This window comes from Paenibacillus silagei, from assembly GCF_017874735.1.
Taxonomy (GTDB): Bacteria; Bacillota; Bacilli; order Paenibacillales; family Paenibacillaceae; genus Paenibacillus_AQ; species Paenibacillus_AQ silagei.
Window position 1 is genome coordinate 1 of sequence record NZ_JAGGLV010000006.1, and the last position, 23,067, is coordinate 23,067.

Here is a 23,067-nt window from a genome sequence, read left to right on the forward strand (position 1 = left end):
CTTTTTGTATTGTGCGGGTGTATTCCTCAGCATCGTTTCCGTTTGCTTGTAATGTTCAATTTTATCGGCAAGCATTCTGTTGTAGATGAAGCGAACGCATCCGAACACTTTAGCGAAGTAGTGTTGTTGCCCATGGCTTGGATAGATACGGTATTTGTAGGCTTTCAGCAATGGCGATCACCCTTTCACACCTTGGTTTTCGATGTATTTTTGAATGACGTCTATTGGCGCTCCACCCGTTGTAAGCAAGCAATAGGAGCGTGACCAAAAAGCCTCTTTCCAAAGTGATTTTCGGAGGGTAGGAAACTCCTTCTTGATCAGCCTAGATGATGCACTCTTATAAGCGTTGAGAAATTTAGAAATGTCGGTATTAGGATGAGTTTTCATTAGGATGTGAACGTGATCCCTGTCATGATTCCATTCCTGCAAAGTCACATTGTAAGTAGGCTGAATGTATGCAAATATCTCTTTCAGACGTTCGGATATTGGATCTGTAATTACTTTCCTACGATACTTGATGACTAGAATAAGGTGAAAGTGAAGGGAGAACACTGAATGGTTATTCGAGTCTAATTTCATTAATTTCACTGACCTTTCCAAGATACGACTGAATACTTTAATTATAGCATCTTAGGCGGTTAGAATCCATGTGGATTAGACCGTTTCCGTTCATCCCACACTTAAAGAAGATGGGAGAATTCTGTCAACTGAGGGTTAAATTCACACATAGCTTCTATGACCATTTGCAGCGTGTAGAGCACAAGAAAGAGTCGTATATTGAAAAATTCCGGTATACGCTAATTCAATAAGCAGAAACGGCTGCACCGCTCATTTACAGGACGGCGTTCGTATCAGCGGGAAATATAAGGATAAGTTATTGTGTACAACATATAAATTCATATATTTTAAATTTAAAAACAGCGTCAGTCTATGGACATTACTCTCGTCCATGGCTGACGCTGTTTCTTTGTTTGAGGTCCTGTTACTTAAACACCGGCTCGCGGAACTGGGCCAGCTTGGCGGCGGAATCCTTTTCGACATCGGCATGGAGGCTGTTGCCGTGCGCATCCATGGTCACGATCGCTGCGAAGCCGTCCACCTGCAGATGCCACATCGCCTCAGGAATGCCGAATTCCATGAAGTCTACGGCGTTGACCTTCTTGATACATTCTGCGTAATACTGCGCCGCACCGCCGATTGCATTGAGGTAGACCGCGCCGTGCTCCCCTAAGGCCTTGAGGGTCTTGGGTCCCATACCGCCTTTGCCGATTACAGCGCGGATGCCGAACTTCTTAATAATATCGCCCTGATACGGCTCCTCGCGGATACTGGTCGTCGGGCCAGCCGCCTTCACATGCCAGCCTTCATCATCCTTCAGCATGACCGGGCCACAGTGATAAATGACGGCACCGTTCAGATCGACAGGGGTGTCGTGATCCATGAGGTATTTGTGCAGGGCATCGCGGCCGGTGTGCATCTCGCCGGAGAGGATCACCACATCGCCGACGCGCAGGCTGCGGATATCCTCCTCGCTGATCGGTGTGGTCAGACGGATCTCGCGCGAGCCGCCTGAGCCAGCGGAAGCTGCCGCAGCCGGTTCAGATCCTGCCCCATTCCCTGAAACGGCTGCATCCGAAGCTGCTTCACCCGTCCCGGATACAATAGCCGGTGCCGCAGGAATCGTAGCATCCTCTGGCACCACGCCGGAAGTTGTCCGTTCTGCCGCAGCTACACCCACAGGTTCAGCAACCGGCTGCGGTGCAGCTTCCCCCTCAACAGATATCCCGGTGCCGCTCTCATACAGCCAATCCTGAATGTCACCAGTAGCCGGATGAACCAGAATGCCCTGGCGGCGGAAGGCCCAGCAGTTATAGGCTACAGAGACAAAGAAGCTGGCAGGCAGCCGGTTCATTACCCCGATTTTGCAGCCCAGCAGCGTCACTTCACCGCCGAAGCCCATCGTGCCGATTCCGAGCTTATTGGCATTCTCCATAATGTAATTCTCCAGCTTGCCCAAATCTTCATTAGGATTCACATCCTCGACCTTGCGGAACAGCTGCTTCTTCGCCAGCTCATAGCCCGTGGTACGGTCGCCGCCAATGCCTACACCTATGAATCCTGCGCTACAGCCTTGGCCTTGCGCCTGGTACACGGAATGCAGGATGCACTTGCGGATACCGTCGAGGTCGCGTCCGGCTTTGCCGAGTCCCTCCAGCTCTGCCGGAAGGCTATACTGAATATTCTTGTTCTCGCAGCCGCCGCCCTTCAGGATCAGCCGGACGTCAATGCTCTCTTCCTCCCACTGCTCGAAGTGAATCACCGGAGTGCCTGCCCCCAGATTATCCCCGCTGTTCTCGCCGGTTAGCGAATCCACGGAATTGGGACGCAGCTTGCCGTTCTTCGTAGCGCGGATAATTGCGCTGTGAATATCCTTCTTCATCTCTATCTGATTCACGCCCACCGGCGTATGAATGATAAAAGTCGGCATCCCCGTATCCTGGCAGATCGGCGATATTTGCTGCTCCGCCATCCCGATATTCTGCGCTATCGTGGTTAGTGCCAGTCCGGAGCGTGTCGCCCGGTCTTCCAGCGCCCGCCCTCTGGCCACTGCCCGGCGCACGTCTCCCGGCAGGTTCGTGGAGGTCTCTACAATCAAATTATAAATGCTCTCTTCAAAATGCTGCATCTTCATTCAGTCTCCTCTCCATCTGGTTCAAGCGGCCCTATCTCTGGTACAATTAGTTACTATAATAGCACATTAAGCTGCTCATGAAAGGGGTTACTTCAAAATTGAACTACCATTTCTCCGCCTATCTCTACCGGTTGCAATATATCCAGCGCTGGAGCCTCATGCGCAGCACCGCCCCGGAGAACGTGGCGCAGCATTCGTTCCAGGTCGCCCTGCTGGCGCACATGCTGTGCACCATCGGCAATGCCCATTTCGGCCGGTCGCTGAACGCCGACCGCGCATCCACGATGGCGCTGTTCCACGACGCCACCGAGGTCTTCACCGGCGACATCGCTACGCCGGTGAAGCATGACAACTCGCGTCTGCTGTCCAGCTTCCGCGAGATGGAGCAGGTGGCCGCCGACCGGCTGGCGGCCATGATCCCGCCGGAGCTGAGCGCAGTCTACGCGCCGCTCCTGCAGCCGCACACCAGCCCGCCCGGCTCCGAGGATGCCGGACTGCTCCGCTACGTCAAGGCAGCGGATGTGCTGGACGCTTACCTGAAATGCGTCTGGGAGGTCGCCGCAGGCAACCGCGAATTCGCCGCAGCCAGGGAGCAGACCGCCGCGAAGCTGCATGTGCTGGAGATGCCTGAGATGGAGTATTTCCTTAAACACATGGCTCCGGGCTTCGAAATGTCGCTGGACGAGCTGTCTTCCAGTGCGAGTCAGGGACAGTCTGCCGGAGAGCCTGAATCTATAGAGTAGATAGAGTACAGCATTTGTATATGTTGGCTCCTAGCGTTGGCTGATATACTTACGTGTTAACAATGCTATGCGAATGCCTCTCTTAAACGGCCCGCATTTTCTCCATCCGCACCAATTGTGTTCGGTTTTTCGCCTACATTGGGCCCACATGCAACTTATAACCCTTATACAATGCAAATAACCCGCCATGAAGCGGGTTATTTGCATATGGTCAGGTTAAGTTAGACACGGTTAGTCTAGTCAAGTTAAGTTAGGCACGATTAGTCTGGTCAAGTCAAGTTAAGTTAGGCACGGTTAGTCTGGTCAGTTTAAGTTGATTCGCTTAGTCTAGTCAAGTTAAGTTCATTCGTTTATCCTGATCAGTTTAAATTACATCCGGTTTGGTCACATCAGGCTCAACCAGATTCAGCCTGCCTATCTCAACCCAAGCGGCTCGGACAGGATATCCCAGTCCTTGAATATCGGCTGGAGTCCTTGCGAACGCAGCATCTCGGCCATCTCGTTCACGCTGCGGTTGTCCGAGATTTCAAACTGCGGCGTTCCCCCTTCCAGGGAATGTCCGCCCACTTCGGTGGATACCCCTGCGGACATCTTCGTGATGCCGAGCTGGACCAGATGATCGCGCAGAGCGGCAGGCTCGCGTGTGGACAGCGAGATGCCGGAGCGCGGCAGAAATAGGCGGTAGGCCAGAATGATCTGCACCAGCGCACGGTCGGTTACATCACTTGCGGGATTGAATTCGCCTAAGTAAGGCCGGAACCGGGGAGTCGACAGCCCGATTTCGCATTCCGGGTACTTGTCCTGCAAATATCTCGCATGCAGCGCAGTGGCCAGCGCCTCCTGGCGCCATTCGTACATGCCAAGCAGGGCTCCGATATTCACCGAACGGAACCCGGCCTGACAGCCCCGTTCGGGAGCGTCCAGACGGTTGCGGTAGACGCGTTTGGGTCCTTTTACATGCAGCGCACGATAAGTTTCCTGATGGTAGACCTCCTGATAGAGCGTCAGACCGTCCACGCCAGCTTCTCTGAGCTCAGCATATTCTGCTGTCGAGAGCGGATTCACTTCAATGCTGACGGAGGCAAAATAGCGGCGCAGCACATTCACGCAGTCCCTCACATAACCGGCCGGACTGTCATTCCGGGATTCTCCGGTCAGAATCAGAATGTGGCGCAGGCCTGTGGCTGCGATGGTCTCCGCTTCCCGGGCGACCTGCTCCAGCGTCAGTTTTTTGCGCGGAAAATCATAAATAGAACTGAAGCTGCAATACGTGCAGTGATTCACGCAATAATCAGCCAGGTACATCGGTGTAAACAGCTGCATCACATGGCCGAAATGCGTACGCGTTAACCGGTGCGCCTTCTGCGCCATCTCCTCCAGATAAGGCTCCGCTGCCGGTGACAGCAGGGCCATCAGCCCCTCTTCATCGACCCGCTCTGCACGAAGCGCGCGCTTCACATCCTCTGCCGTATACCGGCTCCATAACGCTTCGTAAGGCAGCTGCTCCAGCCGGGTCATCGTATCATAAAAGCTCATAACCGTTCCCTCCTTCCTATTCCATCTGTCAGGCCAAGAACCCGGTCAACGGTGAAGAGGCTGCCGCCGTCTCCTCTACGGGTCCTAGTCCGGCGAGATAAGCCTTGCGCCCTGCGGCTACCGCGTCACGGAAGGCTTCTGCCATCAGCAGCGGATCCGAGGCGGTGGCAATCGCTGTATTAAGCAGCACCGCTGCGGCCCCCATCTCCATCGCCTCAGCCGCCTCGGACGGTCTGCCGATTCCGGCATCCACGATCACCGGCAGATTCGTCTCGGAGATCAGAATCCGGATCAGTTCCTTGGTCTGCAGTCCGCGGTTGGACCCGATCGGCGCTCCCAGCGGCATCACGGCCGCAGCCCCCGCTGCCTTCAACCGCAGGGCGGCGGACAGGTCAGGACTCATATACGGAAGCACCACGAAGCCCTCTGCTGCAAGGATCTCGGTCGCCCGGATGGTCTCGGTATTATCCGGCAGCAGATATTTCTGGTCGTTGATGACCTCAATCTTCACCCAGTTCCCCAGCCCCGCCGATCTCGCCAGCCGGGCAATCCGTACTGCTTCCTCTGCGGTGCGCGCACCGGAGGTATTAGGCAGTAAGGTCATATGGGAAGGAATATGGCTGACAATATTGTCACTGCTCTCCGGGTCCACCCGGCGCAGAGCAACGGTAATGACCTGTGAGCCTGATCGCGTAATCACCTCGGGAATGAGGGTGTTGCGGCTGTATTTTCCGGTACCAATGAACAGTCTGCTGGTTAGAGTCACTCCGCCAATCATCAATGGATCTTGCATATTAACGCCTCCTGGGATAAGTCTTCGTGTTCAGCCTCCGCCTACAAAATGAACCAGCTCCACCCGGTCCCCCTCACTGAGCAGTGTCTCTCCATAAACCTCTCTGCCAGCAAGCTCACCATTCAGCTCGACAATCACCAGCTTACCGGCCCACTCGGGCCGGGAGAGCAGATCCTCCAGTGTCCGGCAGCTCTCTTCGATTCTTTGCCTCTTCCCGTTAACGGTCACATTCATGCCTGTTCACCTCCTGCTGTGCCTTGTGATTGTGCCATTTCCAGCGCTTCAGCCAGCTCCGCTGCCCTGTCCCTGTGGACCGCTTCCCTGTAAGCCCGGGCCGCTGCCACCGGGTCCGGGGCTCCGCAGATCCCCGACATGACAGCAATGCCAGCCGCCCCTTGGGTCAGCACCGCTCCGGCATTACCCGGGGTAATCCCTCCAAGCGCAATCAGCGGGATGCGGCTCCAGCGGACAGCCTCGGCCAGTTGCGCAAGTCCCCGTGCCTGCTGTCCGGGCTTACAGGCCGTCGGGAACACATGCCCGTAGAGGCAAAAGTCTGCTCCCTGCCTTCCAGCCTCTGCCGCCTCTTCCCACGAGTGGACCGATCTGCCGATCCGCAGGCCCGTTGCAAGCCCGCGTGCTGCGGCTGGCGGAAGGCTATGCCAGGCTAACTGTACACCGCCTGCCCCGGCGGCCAGGGCAACATCGATCCGGTCATTTATGACCAGCTTCGAAGGCGGAACCCCGGCCTGAAGCATCTGCTGCGCCGCCGCCAGCAGTTCGCGGGCGGACATGGCTTTTTCACGGAGATGGATATAATCCACTATGGGATGTACCGCCGCAGCCAGCTCCGCAAGCTTCTCAGGGTGGAGCCGTCCGTCTGAGATGACATGAATTTCGTGCAACACGTCCACCTTCCTCTCCTCAGCGCTACGCTGATCCCTACCTCCAAACACAAAAAAGACCGCCCCCATAAGGAAGCAGTCTGGAATAGAAACAGGAATACCGGTATTAGCCGTATACCCCCGCTGCAATATTCGTTCTCCACTTCCCTACGCTGGTATAACCCAGATCAGGTTCAAAGGGTCCGAGCAGATACGCCCGTCTCAGCCTTGCGGCTCCCCTAGTGATCGTTCTATGCGGTTGTTTGGCCTTGCTTTTTGTATATTAGCATATTATTCCTGTCAGAGCTATACCTACTTCGTCTCACCTCTCAAAAAAGCCAGCCTCCCGGCTGGCTCCTCCACATGTGCTGAGCAAATTGTGTATTAGTATAGTTACGCTGCTTCTTATCCGTTGACCACCTCGCCGCCGTTCACATGCATCACCTGTCCGCTCACATAGGAGGAATCGTCCGAGGCCAGGTATACATACGCCGGTGCCAGCTCTTCAGGCTGCCCCGGGCGCTTCATCGGCTGGGTGCCGCCGAACTCACTGACCTTCTTCGCGTCAAAGGTTGACGGAATCAGCGGGGTCCAGATCGGTCCGGGCGCTACCGCGTTCACGCGGATGCCCTTATCGGCCAGATTCATTGACAGCGAACGGGTGAAGCTGAGAATGGCTCCTTTGGTGGACGAATAGTCCAGCAGCTGCGGGCTGCCGCGATACGCCGTGATGGAGGTCGTGTTAATGATCGTAGCGCCTTTTTTAAGATGAGGCATAGCTGCCTTCGTCAGGTAGAACATGGAGAAAATATTCGTCCGGAACGTACGCTCCAGCTGCTCCGCTGTAATGTCCTCAATATGGTCCTGCGGATGCTGCTCCGCCGCATTGTTGATCAGGATGTCAAGCTTGCCGAGTCCTTCAACGGTTTGACGAATCAAGCTCTGACAGAAGCATTCGTCCCCGATATCCCCGGCGATCAGAATACACGTTCTTCCCTCCTGCTCCACCTGGCGCTTGGTCTCTTCCGCATCCTCATGCTCGTTCAAGTAGGAGATCACCACATCCGCGCCCTCCTTGGCAAAATGAACGGCAACCGCACGCCCGATCCCGCTGTCGCCTCCGGTAATGAGTGCAGCCTTGCCCAGCAGCTTGCCTGCTGCCTTGTACGCCGGTGTCTCAAACTCCGGAAGCGGGTTCATCTCACTCTCAATTCCGGGGCGCTGATCCTGTACCTGCGGGGGCAGAGTTTTGACAGGTTGTTTGTTAGTGTCTGGCATAATCCATTCTCCTTTCGCTGTCCACAGTATTGTTGATTAATCATGTTAGCATGGCTTAAGGTCTGGTGTTTATGCACAGGCAGTGTGCCTGCTTGACTGTACGTTATGTTACTTACCACACTTGGCAGCCGCCCAAACAGCCAATCTTCATTCAACGGTGCCTATATCGGAACGGTAGTACGGTAAGCAACGAACGTTTCCAAAAAGAATATTATCTATATCCGCTAAGGGGAATGTCCTATACTTTGTGGGGAACCACGGCAAGATCGTATCGAAATCATACTAGCAGGAGGTTTACAAAATGAACGCAAGAATCACACTATCTCCGGTCACCCCGGACGATATCGATTTCATCACAGAACTGGAGACCAACACCGCCCTCTGGCCCTTCGAGGATATGATTCCAACTGACAAGGAGGCAGTCCGGAAGACTGTGACGGAACGAATCCATAGCGATTGGCACAGACAATTCCTGATAAGGCTGGCTTCCCCGGAGGCAACCCCTGTAGGGGAAGTGCATATACACTGGTACGTAAAAGAGCGCGAGAGCTGGGAGTTGGGCTACAGCCTGTTCCCTGAATACCGGGGGCAAGGCTACGGCACCGAGGCGGCGCAGCTGGCCTTGAAGCTTGCTTTTGAAGAATGGAAGGCCCATAGAGTCGTGGCTATGTGCAATGAATACAATACCTCACCATCAAGGTGCTGGATAGGTTAGGCATGGTCCGCGAGGGCGTATTCCGGGAAGAAATACACTGGAACCACCAGTGGGTGAACCAGTACTTTTATGCGATACTGGACCGGGAGTACCGGGCGATTATCGGGATATAGCGGAAGGATGCTGTATTCGGTTTTTAGCATACATAAAACCAACATGGCTTCATGGTGCAATTGTATTCGGTTATCTGTGAAAACACGTCTTCTGCGATAAACGCAGGCCTACGCGGCGCGTTCATTCCATTTGTGTTAAGTTTCCCGGGTTAAATATGTTAAATAAATGAACAGACGACATTCTGTTTTTAGGCACGTTGCTCATTTTCATGCTGGAGCTGTGCCTTGAAAGACATGTTTGTTTTCGCATACATCGGGTCGATATCTCTTCATAGCAGTACATCGCCCCTCATGACAAGACCTCACTCCTTGGGGTAGCGGCCTTATTTCCAGAACTCTATTCATCTTCCTTCACAATTGCATCCTGAACCTTACCCGCACCCGTAACCTTCGTTAACGTATTTAGAATCGCCTGCGTCACTGTTGTCCCTTCATCCAGCTCTATCTTAACCCCTGTTGCAGTGGCAGCGGTCTTAAGCGTGCGTATGGAGCCTTTTTGCAGGTGGAGGACGGGTCCTTTGGCTTCAATATTCACATCTCCGAAATTGCCGTTAAGCGTCACTACGATCCCGGCTGCAAGGCCGGATGGCAGATCAATATCTGTGAACCCGTCTCCGGTACCCTCCCCCTCTTCCAGATTTACACCGGACTGTACCGACAATGCCTTCACCCAGGTTGTACCTTCGGTGAGCAGACGGGCAGTTCCACTATTCTTCTGCACAATCACTTGGTTCATGGTTGTGTTCTTGAGCTGCACTGAGGGATCTCCGCTGCCCTGTATGATGACCTTGCCTAGTACTTCAACACTGTCCAAGTTCACCTCTCCGTTGCCGATTCCTTCCTCCAGGACCAGGTCTCCAAAAATCTTCAGATTCTGCAGCAGCACATCATAGCCGGATACAGTGACATTGTTATAGTATTTGATGGCTCCTGGTTCAAAGCTTCCAAGCCCCTCAGAATGGCTGATAGTTACACTCTGCAAGCCGCCGCTTGTGACATTGTAGTAATCCAGCAGTGCAATCGCTTCGGCCCGGGTCATCGCCTGTTCTGGAGCAAACCGCCCGTCCGGGTACCCCTTCATTCCTCCGGCAATGATCAGTGCAGCGACATCGGCTTTACTCCAGCCTGCAATCTGATCCTTATCCCTGAACATGGATAATACCTCCGTGCTTCCCGTCTCAAAATACATCATTCTGCTCACCATAATCGCCGCCTCCTGGCGCATAACGGGATCGCCCGGACGAATCGTGCCTCCGTAACCCTTGATGATGCCCACTTCCAGCGCTTTCGAGATTTCTTCGTATGCCCAGCTCGTCTTAGGCAGATCGCTGAAATCAGCCTTCACCTTGCTCTCAGCCGTCAGCCCGGCCAACTGGTTGATTAACGCGATAAATTCCGCTCTAGTGATCGCCTGATCCGGCCGGACTGACCCGTCCGCGAATCCCTTCAGCCATCCCTTTTCCAGCCAGCGGCTCATCTGCTTCTGCGCCCAGTGTCCTTCATAATCGGCTGCCGCAGACATATGCCCGGCTGAACCCAGCAGCAAGCCTAGACTCAGCCCGACCGTTACTAATTTTCTTCCTATCATTACTGCGCTCACTCCTAAGTATGTATGTGATGCCAAATGAACCAAGCACCTAATCACAGTGTACCGGAATACATAGCCGTTGGGAACAATATCCAACCATGTGCATCCAGACATGCGAAACAGCCCTGGAGGCCGAGGCTTCCAGAGCTGTTATCACACTGCCCATCCGGCAGCAGGTTATTTAGATAATTGTGTTGTATACCATGAAAAAGATCATGACGACCAGCGAGACCATCAGCAGCAGACTCATGGTACGGATCTTGGCAGTCTCCGCAGAGACATCGCGGTTCTCTCTCATGCCAGCCGCAGCAAGGCGCAGGGGCTTGGTCATAATCCCGCCGAACGCGAACATAGCCAGCAGAAGCACCGTAACAATGATCATCCAGGGTACAGAATACTCGCCCTTAGTCATCATGTAGCCGCCGGTCAGCAGCTGAATCACCAGCCCGTATTGGGCAAAGCGGTTGAAGCCGCCGATTGCACTGAGCGTGCCTTCCTTCGCCGGGGAGGACAGCTTAGCCGTCCCGCTTAAGATAAACGGCAACACCAGATAGAAACCGAGTGCCAGTGTCCCGATCATATGCAGAAAAAAGAAAACATGACCCATCATAATCTCCTCCAATTTCAATTTGAGGGGCTCCGGCAGATTGCCGGGGTTACATAGTTACCGAAGAAGTCACCGCGCGGACCGAATCAGCGGACTGGTCGAGTGCCGCCTGTTCCTCCGCCGTAAGCTCCAGTTCAAAAATCCGCTCAATGCCCTCCGCTCCCAAAAGCGCAGGAACTCCCATGAACAGGTTCTCATAGCCGTATTCACCCTCAAGCAGAGCGATTACCGGTATGATCCGTTTCTTGTCCTTGAGAATAGCCTCCGCCATCTGAACCAGGGATGCTGCCGGAGCATAGTACGCGCTGCCGTTCCCAAGCAGGCTGACAATTTCACCGCCGCCCACACGGGTACGCTGCACAATCTCTGCAATGCGATCTGCCGGGATAAGCGTCTCGATTGGAATACCGCCTACGCTGGAATAACGCACTAACGGCACCATATCGTCACCATGGCCGCCCAGCACGAAGCCGCGTACATCCTCTACCGATACATTAAGCTCCTGAGCGATGAAGGTGCAGTAGCGGGCCGTATCCAGCACCCCGGATTGCCCGATGACACGGTTCTTGGGGAAGCCGAGCGCATGATAGGCCACGTATGTCATCGCATCCACCGGATTGGTCAGTATGATCACAATGGACTCTGGGGCCACACGCTTCACATTCCCGCAGACCGATCTGACGATATTCGCATTGGTATTGACCAGATCCTCACGGCTCATGCCGGGCCCCCGGGCAATCCCTGCGGTAATAATAACGATGTCAGAATCCGCTGCGTCCTCATAGCTCGAAGTTCCGGTAATTTGAGCATCGAAGTTCTGCACGGGTCCCGCTTGGAGCATATCCAGCACCTTGCCCTTGGTAGGATTCTCAAGCTGAGGAATGTCAAGCAGCACTACATTGCCAAGCTCCTTCTGGGCAAGCATAAGCGCCGTGGTCGCGCCGGTGAAACCGGCACCTACGACAGTGATTTTTGAACGTTTGATCGCCACGGTAGCCCTCCTAACCTGATGATAGTCTGAAGGCGGCCAACATAGATATAAGCTACACGGATGTGCAGCTTATATCTGTAGTATTTACCGGCCCGGCCTCTTACAGATGGTTGATGATCTCGTCAGCAAAAGCAGAGCATTTCAGCTCAGTCGCGCCTTCCATCTGGCGGGCAAAGTCGTAAGTAACCGTCTTGTTGTTAATCGCCGTACTCATTCCCTGGTAGATCAGGTCAGCCGCTTCCTGCCAGCCCAGATGCTCAAGCAGCATAACACCGGAGAGAATAACAGAGCCCGGATTCACTACATCCTTGTCAGCATACTTAGGTGCCGTACCATGTGTAGCTTCGAAAATAGCATGTCCCGTAATATAGTTAATATTCGCTCCCGGAGCGATACCGATGCCGCCAATCTGGGCAGCCAGGGCGTCGGAGAGATAGTCACCGTTCAGGTTCAGCGTTGCAATGACATCGAAGTCTGTCGGGCGTGTCAATACCTGCTGGAGCGCAATGTCCGCAATGGCATCCTTCACGATGATCTTGCCTGCTGCTTCGGCTTCCTTCTGGGCAGCATTCGCAGCCGCTTCACCGTCGCGTTCCTTGATGACATCGTACTGGTTCCAGGTGAAGACCTTATCGCCGAACTCTTGTTCAGCCACTTCATAGCCCCAGTTCTTAAAGGCGCCTTCAGTGAACTTCATGATGTTGCCTTTGTGTACCAGGGTTACGCTCTTGCGTCCGTGCTTGATCGCATACTCTACTGCTGAACGAACAAGGCGTTTCGAGCCTTCCTCGGATACAGGCTTAATACCGATACCGGATGTTTCCGGGAAGCGGATTTTGTTCACGCCCATTTCCTTCTGCAGGAATTCGATCACTTTTTTCACTTCGGCAGAGCCTTCCTGATATTCGATACCAGCATAGATATCCTCTGTATTCTCACGGAAAATAACCATATCCACCAGCTCAGGATGCTTCACCGGAGAAGGAACGCCGTCGAAGTAGCGCACCGGGCGCAGACATACGTACAGGTCAAGCTCCTGGCGCAGCGCTACGTTTAGGGAGCGGATACCTCCTCCAATCGGAGTGGTCAGCGGGCCCTTGATGGCCACAATATACTCACGGATCGCTTCCAGCGTGTCGTTCGGCAGCCATTCACCATATGTATTGAAGGCCTTCTCGCCGGCAAACACTTCGTACCACGCAATTTTCTTTTTGCCGCCGTAGGCTTTCTCTACAGCTGCATCCAGCACCCGCTTGGAGGCTTTCCAAATGTCACGGCCTGTCCCGTCACCCTCGATGAATGGAATGATCGGCTGATCCGGAACCAGCAGCTTGCCGTCTTCGATTGTAATTTGTTCGCCTTCTGTGGGCAGATCGTATTGTTCCAGTTTCAACATTGGTAGATATTCCTCCTAAAAGTATGATGTATAAGCATTCATATCATTCATTGTACTAAAGGGGTAGAGCAGCCCGCAAGGGCCGCCCTCCCTGCCGGCCTGTTATCGCTCGTCTACAGGGACGTACTTCATGTCGGACATGCCTGTATATTCCGCACGCGGACGGATGATACGGTTGTCTTCGTACTGCTCCAGAATGTGCGCCGTCCAGCCCGAAGTACGGCTGATCGCGAAGATAGGGGTGAACAGCTCCCGTTCAATCCCCAGCTGTGTGTAGACCGATGCCGAATAGAAGTCGACGTTTGGTTTCAGCCCCTTTTGGCTGGTGATCAGCTCTTCCACCTTGACGGACATGTCATAAAGACTGGTGTCATTCTTCATCGTGCCCAGCTCACTGGACATCTTCATCAGGTGCTTGGCGCGCGGGTCGCCGTTCTTGTAGACACGGTGTCCGAAGCCCATAATCTTCTCGCGGCGCTCCAGCTTGCCCTGGATATACGGCTCTACCGCATCCAGGCTGCCGATCTCCTCGAGCATCTTCATTACGGCTTCATTCGCCCCGCCATGCAGCGGCCCTTTAAGCGCCCCGATCGCTGAGGTCACACCGGAATAGATGTCGGACAAGGTCGCAACCGTTACCCGTCCGGCAAAAGTCGAAGCATTCAGCTCATGGTCGGCATGCAGCACAAGCGCCGTATCCAGCGCCTTGACGGATACCGCATCCGGCTCTTTTCCCCACAGCATGTAGAGGAAGTTCTCAGCGATGGTCAAGCCTTCCTTCGGAGCTACCGGCTCCAGGCCTTTGCGGATGCGTGCAAGCGCGGCAACTACGGTCGGAATCTGCGCCTGCAGCTTCAGCGCCTTGGTCTGGTTCGCTTCCTTGCTCATATCATCGGCGGCTTCATCGTACAGCGCCAGACTCGATACGGCAGAGCGCAAAGCGGCCATGGTGTTGGCTTCCTTGGGATACAGCTTCATTTGAGTGAGCACCTGCTCCGGGATCGGAGCGTGAGCGCTGAGGTCGCGCCGCAGAGCTTCAAGCTCCGGCACCGTCGGCAGACTGCCGAACCACAGCAAATAAGCGGTCTCCTCAAATGTGGCATGGTCCGCAAGATCGTCAATATCATAGCCGCGGTAAGTGAGCACTCCATCTACGATAGAGCTGATTGAGGAGGTCGTTGCAACAATGCCTTCAAGTCCTTTAGTAGCTGTCATAGTATCTCTCTCCTTTGCCAACAAGAGTGTATAGTGCCGCTTCAAATCTCATGTAAACATTTACATTTCCAAGTATTTCAACTCTCTCAGAAAAAAAGCTTCAGGACCGGCTCAGAAGATTGCAACTAAATTTCTGCTCTTTAACCTTTAATTATCATACCGGATTTTGACGGTTATGTGAACAACGTGGAAGCTTTACAGGACATCAAATGATTTTATCGGAGGGATAGAAAAAAACGAACGCAAAACCTGTTTCATGAACGCGCTCCCAGGTTATGGATATGCCCGCCGTCTGCCCTTTTCTAGCGTTGCTAGTCTTTTCACACCCCCTATGAATATATATAAGACGAGCCATTGTTTCTGGAATCCGCCAGAGTAGGAGGGACCGAAGATCGATACACTTGTGCTGAAAAGATTGCTGCGCGGCCTCTGGGTCGTGCTTGCCGCCGCCCTGATTTTGCTGGCTGTATATGTACTGCTGCCGCTCCTGTACCCCTTGCTGATCGCCTGGATGCTGGCTTATCTTATGCATCCGCTGGTCCTGATCCTGAAGGGGATGAAGCTCCCCGGCTGGCTCGCCGTATCCCTCTCGCTGCTGTTCTACATCGGAGGCATCGCACTTGTACTGACCGCACTCATCACAAGGCTGGTCAAAGAGCTGATCGGGCTGCTCCAGACCTTCGATCTTCATACCGATCAGTGGCGGGAACTGCTGCTGTCCCTGAGCCGTAATGCCAGCATTCAGAATATTATTAACCAAATCAACCAGTTTTACCACGACAACCCGGGTTATCATGCCACCATTGACAGCAATATCAACCGGACCACTGAAACGGTCGGCCAAGCCGTGACACAGATGATCACCGGCTTCTTCAATATCATCCTGAAGCTGATCTCCTCGCTGCCGAGCCTTGGCACCATTCTGATTGTCATCGTATTGGCCGCCTTTTTCCTGAGCACCGGCTGGGAACGGCATAATGCCAAGCTGACTGCCTTACTCCCGGCCCCGCTGCTGAGACCGGTGTCGGAGATCTGGAAGGATCTGCGCAAAGCGCTGTTCGGCTACATCCGCGCCCAGCTGGTGCTGATCTCCGTAACGGCGGTAATTGTGATCATCGGCCTGCTGCTGCTGGGGGTCAAATCAGCCTTCGCCATCGGCCTGACCATCGGCATCGTCGATCTGATTCCTTATCTGGGTGTCGGTATCGTCATTCTGCCCTGGGCCTTGTATTCATACATGACCGGGAACATGGCGCTGGCCATCGGGCTGCTGGTGCTCTACGGCATCATCCTGATCACCCGCCAGGTACTGGAGCCCAAGGTACTCGCCAGCAGCATCGGCGTCGATCCGCTCGCCATGCTGATCGGCATGTTCGCCGGCCTCCAGCTAATGGGCATGCTCGGCCTGATTCTCGGCCCGGTGCTGCTCGTTATTCTCGACGCATTCGCCCGCGCCGGCGTATTCCGTGCCCTGCGCACTTATATCCTCAGCGGCAGGCTGCATTAGGGGGCCGCGTTCGAAACTAACTTTGCTCCGCACCACTCCCTAACGCCAAAAAGGCATCCAGCCGCAGTATCCTGCAACTGAACACCTTTTGACAAGCCTGATTTCTTCCTTATTACCCGCTTACCTGCGGTAGAAGGTGAACGTGCCGTTCTTCATCTTCTTCTCGATCCATTTCAGCAGAAAAACCCGGTAAAGCGGCCGGGTCAGCGGAAATACCAGAGTAAAGCCGATCAGATCCGTGACAAACCCCGGCAGAATCAGCAGCAGACCGCCGAAGAAAATACATAAGCCGTCCAGCATGGTCCGTCCGGGCACCCGGCCCTCCTGCATATGTGTTCTGCTGTCCTGCAGCACTTTCTTGCCCTCGAACCGCATCATTAGCAATCCGATGACTGAAGTAGCCAGCATGATCAGCAGCGTCTTGGGCGCTCCAAGAAAGCTTGAGACATAGATGAAACCGAATAATTCCACGGCCGGGACTGCAAATAGGGCGGCCCACAGCCATTTGTTCCTGATCATACTGCTCCTCCTTCTTCTTTACGTTAACGCTATTCTTCTTCCTTCAGCGCAGCCAGGATGGCATGGAACAGCTCGGGCTGTGCCCTGTCGATCCGCACCGGCCTCCATTCCCCGTTCAGCCAGACATGGCTCGTCGAGCCGCTGACCAGAAGCTCGCCTGCGGTCCGCTCCTGCCCTTCCTGACCCGCCGCCATCCGGCGGATTTCATAATCATACACAACCCTCAGAGCCGAGAAGGTGGTTAACCGCGCATACACGGTAATAAGATCATCATATCGCGCGGGGCTTTTAAATTGCAAATCTGCAGAGGTTACCGGCAGCAGCAGACCGAGGCCCTCCAGCCTCTTGTAGTCGAAGCCCAGCTCACGGAACATCTCCGTCCGGCCGCACTCAAACCAGATCAAATAGTTGGCATGATAGACGACGCCCATCTGGTCGGTCTCCTGATAACGTACACGGATGGAGGTACTGTGCCAGCGGCTGGCCCATCCCGGTTGATGCGGATTCATATTCATGCTCCTTTCTAAAATACAGTCTACCCGGCAGCCAGCAGAACGCTTAAGCGCCGACACCGCCGGATGCAGACTTCAGCGGCAGCTTGCGGCGCGAGCTTCGGGCAACATAGACCAGCAGGGCCGCGCCCGCAGCCGCACTAAGCATGCAGGAGAGGTTCATCAGCCCGACCCCGCCCTGATTTAGCAGCATCCCGTTCAGCAGATTGCCCAGAATGCCGGCTAACCCGGAGAATACGATGTTAAATACACTTTGCCCGGTCGCCTGCATCTCCGGTGAGGTAATCTTCGATACATATTCAACCGCCGCGATATAAAAGAACCCGAACGAGAGGCCGTGAAGCACCTGTACGCCGATCATGACGGAAGGGTACGGGAAGGCCACCTGAATGCCCCAGCGCAGCACATAGATTAGCGCACCAAGCAGCAGCGTCCGCTCCATGCCGAGCCTGCGGATGACCCGGGAGGCGAAGAACATGGACGGAACATTGGTAATCGACGCCAAGAACAGAGCGATTCCCGCAGAGCTGGTGGACCCGCCGACCGACTGGAAAGCAATCACGAAATAGGTCCCGAAGGCCGTCATGGTCTGATTGACCAGAAAGCTCCCGCCCAGGAAGGCCAGGAAGATGCGGTTGCCGAGCAGCTTTTTGATCCCCTGGGAGAAGGACTGGCTCATCATGTGATTCTCCTCCGCCTGCTTGGGAAGGGTGAAGGCAATGACTACGGCGATGCTATTCAGCAGCAAAAACGGCAGCCAGATGGTCGATACAGAGAACTTGGATACATACTGTCCCCCCGCAATGGCCCCTACGGCGGCGCCTATGCTCATCATCATGCGAATGCTGCCGTAAGTGGCTCCAGCCCTGTTCGCAGCCGCTATGGCGTACGAGTCGGCTATAGGCGCCTGTGTAGAGGAGAAGATCGTGGACACGGTATACACCAGCATCAGCACGATGAAATATTCCGAACGGTACAGAACCGCAAGCACCGCCGGAACCGCCACGCTCAGAATCAGCACCAGCCGCGCCTGGTTATACCGGTCGGAGACCATTCCCCATAAGGGCTGGACACAGATGGCGATCAGCGTACCTATAGCCATCAGCAAGCCGATCTGGCTGACTTCAAGTCCGTTCGATTTCAGCAGCAGCGAGAGGTAGGAGCCGAAAGAGCCCCCGGCCAGTCCCAGAAACAGATAGAACCCGCGCAGCTTTGTTATTTTTTCCATGGGGATTACAAGTCCTCTCTCATTCTTTTTAACAGAATACCCAACCTTCATAGCCACCTGCTGCATTAAATAGAGCACAACCTATTATGAGGCGGTGGACAAGTGGGCCAAGTCAATAGATTAGCACGAAGCAAACCCTGTCTGAAGGATAAACTTAATACGGGCAGAGCCGCCAGTTCAGGCTTCGGCTGGACATCAAGCAACTGGAGCGGTTATGCCATTTCCGGCAAAAAAGGCAGCTACCGGCAGATATCCGCCGACTGGATCGTCCCTTATGTAAAGCCTACGGAAAAAGCTACGTTCTCCTCGGCCTGGATCGGCATCGACGGCTTCAAGAACAGCAGCTTGATCCAGACCGGCACCGGCCATGAGTCGGTGAACGGCAAAGTCAGGTATTATGCATGGTGGGAGATTCTCCCCGCCTCTGAGACTGTAATTCATCTCCCAGTCTCTCCCGGCAACCATATGCGGGCTTCCATTGTCAAGCTCAGTCCCGGAAAATGGTGCATCACCCTGCGCAATCTCAGCAAATGCTGGGTTTTCCGCACGGTACAGCGCTATAACGGACCGCAAAGCTCAGCCGAATGGATTGTCGAAGCGCCGCAGGTGGGGTTCGATATCGCTCCGCTGTCCAAGTTATCCACAGTCTGCTTCACCTGTTGCCAGGTCAATGGACGCAGCCCCAGACTAAAGGCCTCAGACGGCGGCATTATGATCCAGAATAAGAAGCTGCTGGCTGTGCCTTCTCCCCCACGTTCCTGCGGAAGCGCCTTTTCAGTCAGACGAATCTATCATAAAAGTCCCTCTGCCGTGTATTCCAGGAACCCTATTTATACGACTCCCTAACAGGCTGACATGCCGTCTACTCCAGACACTCAGGTCCAATATATCCATTTGCATTATCGATATCAAAAAAGAGCAGCGGCAATCAAGCGCCACTGCTCTTATCATTATATCTTATTCGTGCTGCAGAAGCTCTTCCAAATCCTAGTCGGCTGGAATCGTATCTACCTTCACCAGGTTAGTGGAACCGGAACGTCCAAGCGGGATACCTGCAGTGATGACTACAAGATCGCCAGCTTTAACCAGACCGGAAGCTTTACCGCCGTTAAGAGCTGTTTCCAGCAATTCGTCAGTAGAATGAGCTTCAGGACCGAATACAGGAGTTACGCCCCATACCAACGCCAGTTGACGCATTGTTCTTTCCTGGGTGGTAACAGCAATGATCTGTGATTTAGGACGATATTTGGAAACCACGCGTGCAGTGTGGCCAGTTACCGTCGAAGAAATGATCGCTTTAGCATTCAGATCCAGAGCGGAGATCGCTACGGATTGGCTGATCGCTTCAGTTACAGTAGTTTCTTGAGCAATCTGCTGCTTCATGAAGATCTCACGGTGGTTCAGGGCAGATTCTGCTTTCTCAGCAATACGGGACATAGTCAGTACGGATTCTACCGGATATTTCCCGGCAGCAGTCTCACCGGACAGCATGATTGCATCGGTTCCGTCGAAGATTGCGTTCGCTACGTCACTTGCTTCAGCGCGGGTTGGGCGCGGGTTGCGCTGCATGGAATCCAGCATTTGGGTAGCTGTGATTACCGGTTTGCCGGCAATGTTACATTTCTGAATCATCAGCTTCTGTGCCAAAGGTACATCTTCAGCAGGGATTTCTACACCAAGGTCGCCACGGGCAACCATCAGGCCGTCGGATACTGCCAGGATTTCATCCAGGTTATCGACACCTTCCTGGTTCTCGATCTTGGAGATGATCTGGATGTGGGAAGCATCATGCTTCGCAAGCAGTTCACGGATTTCCAGAACGTCGCTGGCTTTGCGTACGAAAGAAGCGGCAATAAAATCAATGTCCTGTCCGATCCCAAAAATGATATCATTGGTATCTTTTTCCGTAATACCCGGCAGGGAGATGGATACTCCTGGTACGTTAACACCCTTCTTGCTCTTGATCGTACCGCCGTTAACAATACGGGTCTTGATTTCGGTGCCTTGAATGTCGACAACTGTAAGGCCGATCAGGCCGTCGTCGATCAGGATCGTCGATCCTACTTGAACATCGTTAGGCAGGTTGTTGTAAGTGATGGAGATACGGTTGTGGTCGCCAAGGATCTCTTCCGTAGTCAATGTCAGATACTCATCCTGAACCAGTTCAATCGGTTCTACTTCCAGCTTGCCTGTACGAATCTCCGGTCCTTTGGTGTCGAGCAGGATGGCAACAGTCTTGCCAAGTTCCTTGGATGCTTGACGGATCGTGTTGATCCGGGCTCCATGCTCATCAAAATCGCCGTGGGAGAAGTTCAGACGGGCCACATTCATACCAGCCAAAATCAATTTTTTGATATTCTCCAACGATTCACTTGCAGGTCCGATCGTACATACAATTTTACTTTTCCGCATTAGGTTTTCCTCCGTTTTTTCGTTCTCTCTGTCTCATCTTTTCCAACTACAAAATCTACTATAAGGCTTGCTCTTTGTATAGGAACTTTATCACATGTAAAGACATGCACGTTTTATTGCGCCCTTATGAATATTACTGCATGTTGAACACAAAATCAATGTTAGTGCCTGTTTTTGCTGTAAATTAAAGTCGAATAATATAGGATGGCCGATAAAAGAAAAATCATCCCGCAGCAAGCACAGGATGATTATAATGGGAATAATTGTATAACTAATCTTGTCCCGTCCGCGGCCTGGAATAAGCTGGAATGTGTTAAAAAGTGCAAACCGGCGGTACCGGCATTGCCGCTAATTCCCCGGAGAGAAGCTCCTGCTTACTCTACAATTTGCGCTTCATCCTGATCGGCATCCTGCTCCAGCACCGCCTCGGAAAACTCGCCGATTTTGCGGAATTTCAGGTAACGGTCTTCCTTCAGCGCCGCCGCATCCATACCGGACAGCTCCTGCAGGTGACGCCAGACTGTGTCCTTAACCGCCTCCGCCGCAGCTTCGTAATCCCGGTGTGCACCGCCTCTGGGCTCCGGAATAATCTCCTCGATCACTTCCATCTCCAGCAGATCGGTGGCCGTAATCTTCATGGCCTCTGCGGCCTGCTCCGCCTTGGTGGCATCCTTCCACAGAATCGACGCTGCACCGTTAGGGGAGATCGCCGAATAGATCGCATTCTCCAGCATCAGCACACGGTTGCCGACAGCCATCGCTAAGGCTCCGCCGCTGCCGCCCTCGCCGATAATCACGCAGATGACCGGCACGGCCAGCTGGGACATCTCGAACAAATTGCGGGCAATCGCTTCCGATTGTCCGCGTTCCTCTGCGGTATTGCCCGGGTAAGCCCCCTTGGTGTCCACAAAGGTGATGATCGGACGGCCGAACTTCTCCGCCTGCTTCATCAGGCGCAGTGACTTGCGGAAGCCTTCCGGATGGGCGCTGCCGAAGAAGCGCAGAATATTCTCCTTCGTATCCTTGCCGCGCTGTTGACCGATGACAGTTACAGGCCGGCCGTTCAGCTTGGCGATTCCGCCGACTACAGCAAGATCGTCACCGTACAGGCGGTCACCATGCAGCTCGATAAAGTCCGTGAAGATAAGCCCGATCAGATCCAGCGAGGTCGGGCGTACGTGATGCCGGGCCAGATGCATCTTCTGGGCCGGGGATATATTGGAATAGATCTCATTCTCCAGCTCGCTGTAGCGCTCCTCAAGCCGGGCTACCTCATCGCTGAAATCAATGCCCTTCTCTTCGCCGAACTGCTTGAGCTCGGCGATTTTTTTGCGCATTTCTACCAGAGGCATTTCAAAAGGCATCTCTCCTGCCAACCTAAAATCCCCCTTTCACATCATGCAGCTCCAGCAGCTTCGTGAGTGTGGAGCGCATTTCCTTACGGTGCACGACCAGATCCAGCTGTCCGTGCTGCAGATTGAACTCGGCCGTCTGGAAATCCTCCGGCAGCTTCTGACGGATCGTCTGCTCGATGACAATCCGTCCGGCAAAGCCGAAGACCGCTCCTGGCTCGGCAATAATAATGTCGCCCAGGCTGGCAAAGCTCGCCGATACCCCGCCGGTGGTCGGATCAGTAATGACGGAGATATACAGGCCGCCCGCTTCACTGAACCGGGCCAGCGCGGCACTTGTCTTCGCCATCTGCATAAGACTGAGAATGCTCTCCTGCATCCTGGCTCCGCCGGAGGTGGAGAAGATCAGCATCGGCAGTCCCCGCTCTGTCGCTTCTTCTACCGCTCTAGTAATTTTCTCTCCAACCACAGATCCCATGCTGCCTGTGAAGAACTCAAAGTTCATCACGGCTACAATAACCGCATGGCCGCCAATGCTGCCCTGGCCGGTGATTACAGCCTCAACTTGTCCGGTTTTGGACTGCTGCTGCTCAAGCTTGGAAGCATAGCCGGGGAACTTCAGCGGATCAATGGACGCCATCTCGCTGTCGAACTCAATGAACCCTTCCGGATCAAGTATCATCGCAATCCGTTCGGTTGCATTCAGACGCATATGATAGCCGCAGGACGGGCATACTTTCAAATTCTTCTCCAGTTCCTTGCTGTACTGGATTGTTCCGCATTTGGCACACTTGCTCATTAGACCTTCGGGAATCTCCCGCTTAGGGCGCTCGCCTTCTGCCGGTCCGCCGCTTCGCTCCAGACGCTCTGAAGGAATAGTCGCGTACTTCCGTTTTTTCTGAAATAAATCTTTGAACAAGGGTCGCACCTCTTCAGCCGTTTATTTGCGTAAATAGCAGCTTGCCGCTGTCATGAATGTTCTTGAATCT

23 protein-coding genes and 1 riboswitch are annotated in these 23,067 nt (G+C 53.9%); of the genes, 4 read left to right on the forward strand and 19 right to left on the reverse strand.

All coding sequences use genetic code 11. The features are described 5' to 3' along the window. From J2Z70_RS33865 to J2Z70_RS10660, 3 genes are all read right to left on the reverse strand, one after another. Positions 1 to 108: helix-turn-helix domain-containing protein (locus J2Z70_RS33865; protein WP_342593009.1), on the reverse strand; the 108-nt coding region annotated here is incomplete at its 3' end. A gap of 69 nt (positions 109 to 177) precedes the next feature. Further along, entirely contained in the window at positions 178 to 579 is a 402-nt protein-coding gene (gene tnpA / locus J2Z70_RS10655) for an IS200/IS605 family transposase (RefSeq protein WP_143803733.1), read from the reverse strand. A 403-nt stretch (positions 580 to 982) separates the two neighbouring features. Continuing rightward, complete coding sequence (locus tag J2Z70_RS10660) at positions 983 to 2,686, reverse strand: fumarate hydratase (protein WP_209873009.1); 1,704 nt, start codon at positions 2,684 to 2,686, stop codon at positions 983 to 985. A 104-nt stretch (positions 2,687 to 2,790) separates the two neighbouring features. On the opposite strand from J2Z70_RS10660, the gene yfbR reads away from it, so the two are divergent. Beyond that, complete coding sequence (gene yfbR / locus J2Z70_RS10665; protein WP_155991445.1) at positions 2,791 to 3,435, forward strand: 5'-deoxynucleotidase; 645 nt, start codon at positions 2,791 to 2,793, stop codon at positions 3,433 to 3,435. A gap of 414 nt (positions 3,436 to 3,849) precedes the next feature. Here the strand turns inward: yfbR and thiH are convergent, their stop codons facing one another. From thiH to J2Z70_RS10690, 5 genes are all read right to left on the reverse strand, one after another. After that, the gene (thiH, locus tag J2Z70_RS10670; RefSeq protein WP_209872513.1) at positions 3,850 to 4,971 is read right to left on the reverse strand and encodes a 2-iminoacetate synthase ThiH; all 1,122 of its coding nucleotides are present in this window, start codon (positions 4,969 to 4,971) and stop codon (positions 3,850 to 3,852) included. Between the two features lie 28 nt (positions 4,972 to 4,999). Further along, positions 5,000 to 5,764 (reverse strand): thiazole synthase, encoded by a 765-nt coding sequence (locus J2Z70_RS10675; protein WP_209872516.1) that lies wholly within the window; start codon positions 5,762 to 5,764, stop codon positions 5,000 to 5,002. A gap of 30 nt (positions 5,765 to 5,794) precedes the next feature. Next, positions 5,795 to 5,998: a sulfur carrier protein ThiS gene (gene thiS / locus J2Z70_RS10680; protein WP_036725578.1), complete on the reverse strand. Its 204-nt coding sequence runs from the start codon at positions 5,996 to 5,998 to the stop codon at positions 5,795 to 5,797. Then, positions 5,995 to 6,669 carry a thiamine phosphate synthase gene (locus J2Z70_RS10685; RefSeq protein WP_342593007.1) on the reverse strand — a complete coding sequence of 225 codons (675 nt, stop codon included), beginning with the start codon at positions 6,667 to 6,669 and terminating at the stop codon, positions 5,995 to 5,997. Before J2Z70_RS10685 ends, thiS begins: the two co-directional genes overlap by 4 nt. 124 nt (positions 6,670 to 6,793) lie before the next feature. Then, positions 6,794 to 6,896, reverse strand: a riboswitch (TPP riboswitch). Between the two features lie 154 nt (positions 6,897 to 7,050). Further along, positions 7,051 to 7,923: an SDR family oxidoreductase gene (locus tag J2Z70_RS10690; RefSeq protein WP_209872520.1), complete on the reverse strand. Its 873-nt coding sequence runs from the start codon at positions 7,921 to 7,923 to the stop codon at positions 7,051 to 7,053. Between the two features lie 301 nt (positions 7,924 to 8,224). Here J2Z70_RS10690 and J2Z70_RS10695 point away from each other — a divergent pair, with 301 nt between their 5' ends. After that, positions 8,225 to 8,638 carry a GNAT family N-acetyltransferase gene (locus J2Z70_RS10695; RefSeq protein ID WP_209872524.1) on the forward strand — a complete coding sequence of 138 codons (414 nt, stop codon included), beginning with the start codon at positions 8,225 to 8,227 and terminating at the stop codon, positions 8,636 to 8,638. Positions 8,639 to 9,088: 450 nt separating this feature from the next. On the opposite strand, the gene J2Z70_RS10700 is transcribed toward J2Z70_RS10695, so the two are convergent. The 5 genes from J2Z70_RS10700 to citZ form a co-directional block, all read right to left on the reverse strand. Continuing rightward, positions 9,089 to 10,339, reverse strand: coding sequence for an S-layer homology domain-containing protein (locus tag J2Z70_RS10700; RefSeq protein ID WP_209872527.1), 1,251 nt, complete (start codon positions 10,337 to 10,339; stop codon positions 9,089 to 9,091). A 181-nt stretch (positions 10,340 to 10,520) separates the two neighbouring features. Next, on the reverse strand, positions 10,521 to 10,946 hold the full coding sequence (locus tag J2Z70_RS10705; RefSeq protein ID WP_036695834.1) for a hypothetical protein: 426 nt from the start codon (positions 10,944 to 10,946) through the stop codon (positions 10,521 to 10,523). A 49-nt stretch (positions 10,947 to 10,995) separates the two neighbouring features. Continuing rightward, entirely contained in the window at positions 10,996 to 11,937 is a 942-nt protein-coding gene (gene mdh / locus J2Z70_RS10710) for a malate dehydrogenase (protein WP_036725589.1), read from the reverse strand. Between the two features lie 100 nt (positions 11,938 to 12,037). Beyond that, the gene (gene icd / locus J2Z70_RS10715; protein WP_036725590.1) at positions 12,038 to 13,333 is read right to left on the reverse strand and encodes an NADP-dependent isocitrate dehydrogenase; all 1,296 of its coding nucleotides are present in this window, start codon (positions 13,331 to 13,333) and stop codon (positions 12,038 to 12,040) included. A 102-nt stretch (positions 13,334 to 13,435) separates the two neighbouring features. Continuing rightward, the gene (gene citZ, locus J2Z70_RS10720; protein ID WP_036725592.1) at positions 13,436 to 14,548 is read right to left on the reverse strand and encodes a citrate synthase; all 1,113 of its coding nucleotides are present in this window, start codon (positions 14,546 to 14,548) and stop codon (positions 13,436 to 13,438) included. Positions 14,549 to 14,939: 391 nt separating this feature from the next. Between citZ and ytvI the strand changes: the two genes are divergently transcribed. Next, positions 14,940 to 16,055: a sporulation integral membrane protein YtvI gene (gene ytvI, locus J2Z70_RS10725; RefSeq protein WP_209873013.1), complete on the forward strand. Its 1,116-nt coding sequence runs from the start codon at positions 14,940 to 14,942 to the stop codon at positions 16,053 to 16,055. 120 nt (positions 16,056 to 16,175) lie between these two features. Here the strand turns inward: ytvI and J2Z70_RS10730 are convergent, their stop codons facing one another. The 3 genes from J2Z70_RS10730 to J2Z70_RS10740 are packed head-to-tail and all read right to left on the reverse strand — an operon-like array spanning position 16,176 to position 18,314. Continuing rightward, the gene (locus J2Z70_RS10730) at positions 16,176 to 16,574 is read right to left on the reverse strand and encodes an FxsA family protein (RefSeq protein WP_036695825.1); all 399 of its coding nucleotides are present in this window, start codon (positions 16,572 to 16,574) and stop codon (positions 16,176 to 16,178) included. A gap of 29 nt (positions 16,575 to 16,603) precedes the next feature. Continuing rightward, the gene (locus tag J2Z70_RS10735; protein ID WP_209872530.1) at positions 16,604 to 17,083 is read right to left on the reverse strand and encodes an acyl-CoA thioesterase; all 480 of its coding nucleotides are present in this window, start codon (positions 17,081 to 17,083) and stop codon (positions 16,604 to 16,606) included. Positions 17,084 to 17,132: 49 nt separating this feature from the next. Then, a complete protein-coding gene (locus J2Z70_RS10740; protein ID WP_209872534.1) occupies positions 17,133 to 18,314 on the reverse strand; it encodes an MFS transporter in 1,182 nt (393 codons plus the stop codon). Between the two features lie 102 nt (positions 18,315 to 18,416). Between J2Z70_RS10740 and J2Z70_RS10745 the strand changes: the two genes are divergently transcribed. Beyond that, on the forward strand, positions 18,417 to 19,160 hold the full coding sequence (locus tag J2Z70_RS10745) for a G1 family glutamic endopeptidase (protein ID WP_209872535.1): 744 nt from the start codon (positions 18,417 to 18,419) through the stop codon (positions 19,158 to 19,160). A gap of 141 nt (positions 19,161 to 19,301) precedes the next feature. Here J2Z70_RS10745 and pyk read toward each other — a convergent pair whose 3' ends face one another. The 3 genes from pyk to accD all read right to left on the reverse strand — a co-directional run bounded on the left by pyk (position 19,302) and on the right by accD (position 22,997). Next, positions 19,302 to 20,726, reverse strand: a complete 1,425-nt coding sequence (gene pyk / locus J2Z70_RS10750; protein ID WP_036725599.1) for a pyruvate kinase — start codon at positions 20,724 to 20,726, stop codon at positions 19,302 to 19,304. A gap of 374 nt (positions 20,727 to 21,100) precedes the next feature. Next, on the reverse strand, positions 21,101 to 22,102 hold the full coding sequence (locus J2Z70_RS10755) for an acetyl-CoA carboxylase carboxyltransferase subunit alpha (RefSeq protein WP_076082927.1): 1,002 nt from the start codon (positions 22,100 to 22,102) through the stop codon (positions 21,101 to 21,103). A 1-nt stretch (position 22,103) separates the two neighbouring features. Continuing rightward, positions 22,104 to 22,997, reverse strand: coding sequence for an acetyl-CoA carboxylase, carboxyltransferase subunit beta (gene accD, locus J2Z70_RS10760; RefSeq protein ID WP_036725603.1), 894 nt, complete (start codon positions 22,995 to 22,997; stop codon positions 22,104 to 22,106). Positions 22,998 to 23,067 lie beyond the last annotated feature (70 nt).

Coding starts and splice junctions, on each gene's coding strand:
- J2Z70_RS10660 (WP_209873009.1), bottom strand. CDS start 2,686: ATGCAGCATTTTGAAGAGAGCATTTATAATTTGATTGTAGAGACCTCC.
- J2Z70_RS10700 (WP_209872527.1), bottom strand. CDS start 10,339: ATGATAGGAAGAAAATTAGTAACGGTCGGGCTGAGTCTAGGCTTGCTG.
- J2Z70_RS10705 (WP_036695834.1), bottom strand. CDS start 10,946: ATGGGTCATGTTTTCTTTTTTCTGCATATGATCGGGACACTGGCACTC.
- icd (WP_036725590.1), bottom strand. CDS start 13,333: ATGTTGAAACTGGAACAATACGATCTGCCCACAGAAGGCGAACAAATT.
- J2Z70_RS10730 (WP_036695825.1), bottom strand. CDS start 16,574: ATGATCAGGAACAAATGGCTGTGGGCCGCCCTATTTGCAGTCCCGGCC.
- citZ (WP_036725592.1), bottom strand. CDS start 14,548: ATGACAGCTACTAAAGGACTTGAAGGCATTGTTGCAACGACCTCCTCA.
- thiH (WP_209872513.1), bottom strand. CDS start 4,971: ATGAGCTTTTATGATACGATGACCCGGCTGGAGCAGCTGCCTTACGAA.
- J2Z70_RS10740 (WP_209872534.1), bottom strand. CDS start 18,314: ATGGAAAAAATAACAAAGCTGCGCGGGTTCTATCTGTTTCTGGGACTG.
- thiS (WP_036725578.1), bottom strand. CDS start 5,998: ATGAATGTGACCGTTAACGGGAAGAGGCAAAGAATCGAAGAGAGCTGC.
- J2Z70_RS10695 (WP_209872524.1), top strand. CDS start 8,225: ATGAACGCAAGAATCACACTATCTCCGGTCACCCCGGACGATATCGAT.
- J2Z70_RS10735 (WP_209872530.1), bottom strand. CDS start 17,083: ATGAATCCGCATCAACCGGGATGGGCCAGCCGCTGGCACAGTACCTCC.
- J2Z70_RS10690 (WP_209872520.1), bottom strand. CDS start 7,923: ATGCCAGACACTAACAAACAACCTGTCAAAACTCTGCCCCCGCAGGTA.
- J2Z70_RS10675 (WP_209872516.1), bottom strand. CDS start 5,764: ATGCAAGATCCATTGATGATTGGCGGAGTGACTCTAACCAGCAGACTG.
- pyk (WP_036725599.1), bottom strand. CDS start 20,726: ATGCGGAAAAGTAAAATTGTATGTACGATCGGACCTGCAAGTGAATCG.
- tnpA (WP_143803733.1), bottom strand. CDS start 579: ATGAAATTAGACTCGAATAACCATTCAGTGTTCTCCCTTCACTTTCAC.